Origin of the sequence: Actinomyces sp., assembly GCF_030524025.1 — a bacterium.
GTDB lineage: Bacteria > Actinomycetota > Actinomycetes > Actinomycetales > Actinomycetaceae > Actinomyces.
The window spans coordinates 23,033-30,462 of the sequence record NZ_JAUNHI010000027.1 but is presented as its reverse complement, the minus strand read 5'-3'; the positions used below and the strand labels follow the sequence as shown (position 1 = coordinate 30,462).

The following is a 7,430-nucleotide window of genomic DNA, read 5'->3' as shown; positions in this document are numbered from 1 at the left end:
GGCGCCAGGTGCGGCAGCCGACTCACCGGCAGGCTCGACGGCAGGTTCGGCGACCGGCTCGGCAGAAGGCCCAGCAGCCGGCTCGGCGGCAGGTGCGGCGGCCGCCTGGATGTCTCCGAGGAGGCTGGGCCGGTCGAGGCGGACCTGGTTGCGGTACTCGGTGTCGGCCAGCGCGCGGCCGGCCGCCGTCCGGTCGCCGTTGCTCATCACCCAGGCGATCTCGTCGGGGCGCAGTGGCGTGAGCGCGATGAGGCGCACGGCCTGAGGGTCGGAGTACATCTCGATGTAGTCACTCCGCAGGACCGCCGGCGCGCCGAGCAGGAGGCAGAAGTTGCCGTCCTCGTCCAGCCAGTCGGCGGGCACGTCGACCTCGGGGACCCGCAGCGTCAGGCACCCGTAGTGGTCGAAGGTGGCGCGGTAGCCCTGCCCCGCGAAGGTCGAGGCGACACGGATAAGCAGCTCGAGCTCCCAGGAGGCCTGCAACTCCTCGAGCGCGGCGCCCCGCAGCCGCGGGGAGTCGATGTAGTACTCCAGGCCCTCCCCGGGGTCCCCGGCGTCCGACCATGGCGAGGACATGCCGTCGGTGGTGATGACGGTGGAGTCCTCCAGCCACACGGGCGTGTAGTTCTCGGCCTTGCCCGGCCACGGCGAGGCCGGCCCGTTGGTCGGGCCGAAGAAGGCGACGGTCGAGGTGGTACCGACCTGCTCCCAGTAGGCCTGGCGGATCTCGGCGCCGTACTGCCACGGGTAGTCCTCGGTCTCATCGTCCCGAGGCGCGGGTGTGTCAAGGTCATTGCTCATCAGAGACTCCCAGGAGAGCGGACCGGCTTTCCCTGGCCGGCCACGGAAGCGTACCGCCCCGACGGGCCGCCCACACCCGCGCCGGGGCGCGGGTCGCGCCGCTCGGGGCGAACGCGCGGCGGGTCGCTGCCCGGACACGGGCCCGCACGAGGATGGGGAGGGCCCGCCCCGCCCCGGCTCGGCGGGCGCGCACGGGGTGGGGACGGCCGCCTGTCAGGTCTGCTCGACCGACACGATCCGGTGGACCGCCACCGTCAGCTCGGTCTGCCGCACGACGTCGGCCAGCCTGACCCGCCCCGGCTCGACGGCCAGGACCCGCACCGATCGGTCCTGGACGGCGCCGTCGGAGCCCACGATCCTCAGGCGCACCCTCGCCCGGGAGGACTGAGCCTGGCGGAGCAGGGCGAGCACGTGGACGGGGTCGGTGGCCGCGGCGGGGTCTCCCTCCTCCTGCTGGCCGGCGCGCATGCGAACGACGAGGCCGGCGAGTTCGCGCGGCCCGGGTCGGCTGCGGCGCACGGAGTGCTCGTTGCCGGGGCGCGCCGGCGGCGGCGCCGGCCGATGTCCTGCACCGTCGTCGGGGCTGAGGAGCCTGCGGCCCTCGGCGTCCTCCAGGACGGGCGCCAGCCCGGCGCCGCGCAGCTCGCGCAGGACCCTTCCGGCCGGGGCGGTGGAGACCACGACGCCCGGGGCGAGCTCGGCCAGCCCCAGGTCACTCAGGCGCGGGTCGCCCACGAGCGTCGCCGCGACAGCGGGGTCGGGGATCCGCAGCACGGTCGACACCTCGCGGACCCGCACCGAGCCGTGGCGCCGGGCGGCGTCGTCGATGAGCACGACGAGGGCGTCGGGCAGGGCGGTGGGGCTGAAGCGCTCGAGCGCGTGCGCCAGCTCGGTGGCACCGATCCCGGTGTCGAGCGCGGCGCGCACCGAGTCGGGAGTGAACCGCACGGTCAGCGCCCCACCGCGGGACTCCACCACGGTGCTGCGCTCCAGGAGTGCGGCCAGCCCGGCAGAGGGCCGCCCCGGCACGATGGCGGTGAGATCGGACTGGATGAGCAGGGTGTCGACCGGTGCGGGCAGGTCGGCGGCCAGGGCGGCCTCGAGAGACATGAGCAGGCCGACGGCGTCGGCCTCCTCCTGCCCGGGGACCGGGCCCCGGGTCGTGTCGTGCCGTCCCGCGCCCGAGACCGCCTCGGCGAGCACCCAGCCCGCACGGCTGAGTGCTCCGGCCCCGGTCAGGCCGAGCATCGCCGCCTCCTCCAGGACCGCCGAGACGGCGCCGGTCGGGACCGGGCGGCGCGGCCGTGCGGCGGTCAGGGCGGCACGCACCCAGGTCGGGGTCGCGGCGCGCCCCTGCGGCAGATCGGCCAGGAGCAGGAGGATCCGACGGCGCAGGTCGCGGGCCCAGGCGGCCTCGACCTCGTCACCCAGGACGGGCCTGAGCGTGCCGTTCTCCGAGCGGGATCCCACGAGCCACGGGGCACGTGCCGAGGCCGGCCACGCCGCAGCCAGGCGCGCCCAGCGCTCGGGGGTGCCGGTTCCGGTCCAGGCGGCCGCCTCGGTTGAGGGGACCCAGGTGGTGCCGTCCTCGTCCAGCCCCAGCAGGCCGGCGGCGGCGACCATCTCGATGAGGGTCGCCGCGGTGCCCGGCTCGAGGTCGAGGGCCTCGGCGGTGCGGGTCAGGGCGCGCACACCCACTCCCCCGGCGCGCAGGAGGGGCGCGCCCTCGCGCCCCCACTCGGTGAGCAGGGCGGCGGCGAGCCGGACGATCTCCTCGGCCCCACGCGTCGACTCCGAGGCCAGGGAGGCGGCGTCGACCCGCCCGAGGCTCGAGGGGTCGGGCGGGGTGAGGGGTTCACGGGTCAGGCGGCCGCCACGCAGCGCCAGCGCCACCTCGCGGGGCATGACGAGCCGGGTGCGTTCCGTGGTGGGCCGCGATGGGCGGGTGCCGGCCGCAGCCACCGCGCCGGGAACCGTCCGCGGGCCGGCCGCGGGGCCCGTCCCGGGGCCGGCGGGCACGAGCCATCCGCGGGCCAGGAGCTCGTCGACCCCGGCGGACCGTCCACCGGTTCGGACCGTGCCCACGGGTGGCCCCCAGGCCAGGGCAGCGAGCATGGCCTGCGCCTCGGGGGAGGACGCGGTGGCCGGTGCCGGGGCGTTTCCGGGCTCCGCGGGGGAGGCGGGCAGCGGCTCGGGCAGGGTCGGTGGTGGCGGGTCGGCCGACGGCCCCAGCCCCAAGGGGTAGGGCCCGAGAGCCTCGACGAGCCCGTGGACCGGTCCGGCGCCGATGAGCAGGGCGAGCTCCTCGAGACGGACCAGGGACCGGGCGGCGGCGTCCTGGTCGACGCCGAGCGCCGCGGCCAGCCCCGGTGCCTGCCTGATCCCCAGGGCGAGGACCGCCTCGGCGACCGCCAGGTCCACGGCGTCGAGCTCGGCGAGGGCCGCCTCGACACTGGGCCGGCTCGCGGCCCGGGCCGCGAGCGCGGTCAAGGAGCCCGACGGCGGTGTGGCCAGGTCGGGGCGGGCGGCCAGGAGGGCGACAAGCGCCTCGTCGGGCAGGGCCGCCAGGTGGGCGGCCAGCTGTGCGACGTCGGCCACGGGCTCGCCGCCGCCGTCGCTGACCGGGTCCTTCTGGCTCATCCTGGCCAATCTACCGCCTCGGAGCACTCGGACGAAGCAGGCCCGGGCACGGCCGCGCGGTGGCGCCGGCCGGACGTGGCCGCGCGGGTCTGTGCCCGTGGCGGGCGGCGGGCAACGCGGGGCGCGGGCGACAGGGGCCACGGCGCGAGCCTCATGCGCGCCTGCGATACTCGCTGCATGCCTGGTCCCAGCACTCCGCCCTCGACACCCTCCGACGGCCCACTCATCGTGCAGAGCGACCGGACGGTCCTGCTCGAGGTCTCGCACCCGGGGGCCGATGACGCGCGCCGCGCCATCGCGCCCTTCGCCGAGCTCGAGCGGGCGCCGGAGCATATGCACACCTACCGGATCACCCCGCTGGCGCTGTGGAACGCCCGCGCGGCCGGCTTCGACGCCGAGACGGTCATCCACACACTCCTGACCTACTCGCGCTTCCCGGTGCCGCACTCCCTGCTGACCGAGACCGCCGAGACGATGGACCGCTACGGGCGTCTCCAGCTCCTGGCCGACCCCGCCCACGGCCTGGTCCTGCACGCCGCGGACGTGGCGGTGCTCGAGGAGGTCATGCGCTCGCGGCGCACGACCGGTCTGCTCGGCCAGCGGCTGGGGCCGGCCGACGTCGTCGTCCATCCCTCGGAGCGCGGCCACCTCAAGCAGGTGCTCATCAAGCTGGGGTGGCCGGCCGAGGACCTGGCGGGCTACGTCGACGGCGAGGCCCACCCCATCGCCCTGCGCGAGGACCCTGAGGAGGCGGCTGCCGCCGTCCCCGGGGCCTTCGCCCTGCGCCCCTACCAGCGCCAGGCGGTCGACGCCTTCTGGGCTGGAGGGTCGGGGGTCGTGGTCCTGCCCTGCGGGGCGGGCAAGACCCTGGTGGGTGCGGCGTGCATGGCCCGCAGCGCCACGACGACGCTCATCCTGGTCACCAACGCGGTCTCGGCCCGGCAGTGGAAGGACGAGCTGGTCCGCTTCACCACCCTGACCGCGGAAGAGATCGGCGAGTACTCGGGGGCGCGCAAGGAGGTCCGCCCGGTGACGATCGCCACCTACCAGGTGCTGACCACCAAACGCAAAGGGGTCTTTCCCCACCTCGACCTGCTCGATGCCCACGACTGGGGGCTTATCGTCTACGACGAGGTCCACCTCCTGCCGGCGCCGGTGTTCCGCATGACGGCCGACCTCCAGGCGCGCCGCCGTCTGGGCCTGACCGCCACGCTCGTGCGCGAGGACGGGCGCGAGGACGAGGTCTTCAGCCTCATCGGGCCCAAGCGCTATGACGCCCCGTGGAAGGACCTGGAGTCCCAGGGGTGGATCGCCCCGGCCCAGTGCACGCAGGTGCGTCTGACCCTGACCGAGGGCGAGCGCATGGCCTACGCGACCGCCGAGCCCGAGGAGCGCTACCGCCTGGCCTCGACCACCCCCGCCAAGACCGGGGTGGTCGAGGCGATCCTGGCCCGGCACCCCGGGGAGCCCGCCCTGGTCATCGGACAGTACGTCGACCAGCTGACCGAGCTCGCCGAGAGGCTGGACGCCCCTCTCATCACGGGGGCGACGACGGTGCGCGAGCGCCAGCGCCTCTACGACGCCTTCCGCGCGGGCGAGCTGGGGGTGCTTGTGGTGTCCAAGGTCGCCAACTTCTCGATCGACCTGCCGGGCGCCTCGGTGGCGGTCCAGGTCTCGGGCGCCTTCGGGTCCCGGCAGGAGGAGGCCCAGCGCCTGGGGCGGATCATGCGGCCGAAGTCCGACGGGCGCCAGGCGCACTTCTACACGGTGGTCGCGCGCGACACCCTCGACCAGGACTACGCCGCCCACCGCCAGCGCTTCCTGGCCGAGCAGGGTTATGGCTACCGCATCATCGACGCCCACGACCTCGAGGCGGGCGGTGACCACTGAGCGCCCCTGGCGGCGGGGCGTTTGCCGCGCCCCCCGCCGCCAGCCAGGATGAGGCCATGGCCACGTCCTCCCTTCGCCGCGTCGTCAGCCCGGCGGCCGCCTGCACGCTGCTGCTCCTGCTCCTCCTGCCTGCCGGGGCCGCCGGGGCCGCCGATGCCCTGGCCGACGCGGCGCCGGGCTCCTCGGGCTCCCCGGGCGTCCCGGTCCTGGCGGCGCCCGCGGCGCCGGGCCGGATGTCCCCGGCCACGGAGGTGACGGCCCCGTTGAGCGACCATGTCACCGACGACGCCGGGATCCTCGACGAGGCCTCGGCGCAGGCCGCGGTCGAGGAGGCGGCCGGCGCGGGCTACGGGCTGTGGGTGGTGACGACCACTGATGTCTCCTCCGCGCAGATCGAGTCGTGGTCCTCCGACCTGTTCGTCGACTCCTACCTCGGTGAGACCGACCTGCTCCTCGTCATCTCGCCGGAGACGCGGGACTACGCGCTCATGCGGGCCGACGGCGGTGAGGTGCGGGACTACTACCTCGATGCCGTCGAGGAGGCGATCCTGCCCGAGCTGCGGGCCGACGACTGGGACGGTGCGGTGACGGCGGCCGGTCACGCCCTGTCCACCGCCTCCGAGACCGCGCTGCGCACGGGCATTATCATGCTGGCGGGCGGCGGCGCCATGGTCGGCGGGGGCATCGGGGGCGGTGTGTGGTGGGTGCACCGGCGCCGCCGCCGTGCCGCCCAGCGGGTCGAGGCCGAGCTCGTCGCGCGGGAGCGGGAGGCGTTGAGCGCGCTGGTCGACGCCGACAACGCCGTGCTCACCGCCTCCCAGGAGCTCGACTACGCGGTCGCCCAGTTCGGGCTGACCGCCACCGACGAGTACACCGCCGCCATCGCGGCCGCCCGCAGCGCTGTGGGCGCGGGCCTGGAGGCCAGCCGCACCCTGTCGAGCGGCGCCCTGCTGTCCAATGAGCAGCGCCAGCACCTCGCCGCCGTCATGCTGTCCTCGGCCCAGCAGGCGCAGGCGGCGCTCAAGGACAGCTCGAGCAGGCTCGCCGCCATGAGGCGTCTTGAGGCCGAGGCGGAGCAGGCCTGCGCCGACACCGCCACCCGGGCCACCGAGGCGCGCGCCGCCGTCGGGATTGCCCGCCACCAGCTGGCGGTCCTGGCCACCGCCCGCTCCGAGGCGGCCGTCGCCTCCGGCCGTGCGGGGCTGGACCAGGCCGAGGAGCTCCTGGCCGTGGTCGAGGGCGCGGTCGGCCAGGCACAGGAGGCCGTGGCCGCCGGATCGCGCGGCACGGCCGTCCAGCACCTGCGGCTGGCCCAGGGGGCGCTCGCCCAGGTCGCCGAGCTGAGGACGCAGGCCACCTCGCTGCCGGAGCGCCTGGATGAGATCGATCGTGAGATGGCCGAGCTGGACGGGCTCATCAACGAGGACCTGGCCGACATCGAGGACCTGCGCGACGACGAGGGCTTCGACCCCGCCGCGGTCGAGCAGGCCGTAGCGCAGGCGCGGCAGGCCATGGGGGACGTGGAGGCGCGGCGGCGCGAGCCTGAGGCCGCTCTGGCGCGGCTGTCCGCCGCTGAGACGCATCTGGACGAGGTACTCGAGCCCGCGCGCAGGTCGCGGGAGCGCATCCGGCAGGAGGCGCTCGACCGTCGGCGGCTCGAGGGGCGACTGATCGAGCTCGGGCGCGTCATCCCGGAGGTCCACGCCCACCTCAGCCTCAACCGCGCCGTCGTGGGCGCCCAGCCGCGCGCCCTGCTCGACAAGGCCTCGGTTCTAGAGACCCAGGCGCGTCGGGAGCCCGATGTCACCATGGCCCTGGCCATTGCCAGCGACGCCCTGGCCTGCGCGCGCCGGGCGAGGACCGTTGCGGACGAGGCGATCCGGGACAGCTCGTTGGCGGCGACGGCTTCCGGGTCGTCCTGGGGAGGCCTGTTCGACGGCCCGTCGGTCGGCTACCGCTCCTCCCAGCAGCGGAGCACCTACCGGCCACCGCGACCCTCGCCGCGCGTGTCCGCGCCGCGCCCCCGCAACACCTCCTCGGGGCGCTCGTCCTCGACGCGTAGCGCGTCGGGGCGGCGCGGCCGCTTCTGAGCGCTCCGG

The 7,430-nt window shown here is 75.6% G+C and carries 4 protein-coding genes; 2 read left to right on the top strand and 2 right to left on the bottom strand.

Annotation, left to right across the window (positions count from 1 at the left end; translation table 11 throughout):
• Together Q4C85_RS09650 and Q4C85_RS09645 are read right to left on the bottom strand one after the other, a co-directional pair.
• On the bottom strand, window positions 1-801 hold an 801-nt coding region (locus tag Q4C85_RS09650), incomplete at its 3' end, for a hypothetical protein (protein WP_303141612.1).
• 213 nt (window positions 802-1,014) lie between these two features.
• Window positions 1,015-3,441: a helicase-associated domain-containing protein gene (locus tag Q4C85_RS09645; RefSeq protein WP_303141611.1), complete on the bottom strand. Its 2,427-nt coding sequence runs from the start codon at window positions 3,439-3,441 to the stop codon at window positions 1,015-1,017.
• Between the two features lie 177 nt (window positions 3,442-3,618).
• Between Q4C85_RS09645 and Q4C85_RS09640 the strand changes: the two genes are divergently transcribed.
• Window positions 3,619-5,331, top strand: a complete 1,713-nt coding sequence (locus Q4C85_RS09640; protein ID WP_303141610.1) for a DNA repair helicase XPB — start codon at window positions 3,619-3,621, stop codon at window positions 5,329-5,331.
• Between the two features lie 56 nt (window positions 5,332-5,387).
• Window positions 5,388-7,421, top strand: a complete 2,034-nt coding sequence (locus Q4C85_RS09635; RefSeq protein WP_303141609.1) for a TPM domain-containing protein — start codon at window positions 5,388-5,390, stop codon at window positions 7,419-7,421.
• Window positions 7,422-7,430 lie beyond the last annotated feature (9 nt).